General features: G+C 76.5%; 1 protein-coding gene. It reads right to left on the bottom strand.

Features of this window, described 5'->3' with window-relative positions; translation table 11 throughout:
* A partial coding sequence (locus C667_RS23435) for a creatininase family protein (RefSeq protein WP_004390745.1) occupies window positions 1-758 on the bottom strand: 758 nt, incomplete at its 3' end.
* Window positions 759-885 lie beyond the last annotated feature (127 nt).

Genomic DNA, 885 nt, shown 5'->3' with positions numbered 1-885 from the left:
GGGGGGGGGAGCCGGCTCGCGAAGTGTTCCACCAGGCGCGCACCGAGCGCGGCGTCCGCCAGGCGGGGATCGCCGCAGGCGCCCGACGGGTGCAGGTCCTGCGCCATCCAGGCGAAGCCCGCCTCGCCCTCGGGGCCGAGCACGCGGCCCTCGTCCGCCATGCGCACCCCCAGCGACTCGAAGCGATCGATCGCCTCGCGCCTCACCTTGTGCGGCGCCAGGTGCAGCATCAGCGCGGTCTCCAGCGCCCCGCCATGCAGGCCGTGGCGCAGCTCCTGCGCCGGCAGCGCATCGGGCGGCGGCGGGAAGCGGAACGAGTGCGCGCGCACCACCAGCATGCGCTGCGCGGCGCGCAGCTCGAGCGCGGCCAGATCCACCAGCGCCTTGTTGCCGCCATGGGTGTTGAACAGCACCAGACGGCGCACCCCCGCCCGCGCGACGCAGGCGCCGATCTCCACCAGGCTCGCCAGCGCGGTCCTCGCGCCGAGCGCGAGGGTGCCAGCAAAGCCGCTGTGTTCCAGGCTGCAGCCCGGCACGAAGGGCGGCAACACGCACAGCGGCAGGCCCGGGCGCAGCTTCGGCGCGGCCGCTTCGAGCAGGCCGAGGGCGATGTCGAGGTCGGTCGACAGCGGCAGGTGCTCGCCGTGCTGCTCGATGGCGGCGAGCGGCAGCAGCGCGACCGCGTCGGCGCGGGCGAGCGCGGCGATGCGGCTCGGGGTCAGGTCCTGCCACCAGGGCAGCGCGGGCGTGGGGTTCATGGCGGTCGGGGTCTCGGCAGGGGTCGGCTGACCCGGATCATAGCTGCACTCGGGCGCGGCCCGTCGTCGCGGCGCACCGCAGCCTGGTGCCCGCCGGGTGCGGGGCGCCGGTCCGCGGCCTGGCGCC

The sequence above is a fragment of the Thauera phenylacetica B4P genome (genome assembly GCF_000310225.1).
In the GTDB taxonomy this organism is placed as follows: domain Bacteria; phylum Pseudomonadota; class Gammaproteobacteria; order Burkholderiales; family Rhodocyclaceae; genus Thauera; species Thauera phenylacetica.
This window is presented reverse-complemented; position numbering and strand designations above follow the sequence as displayed.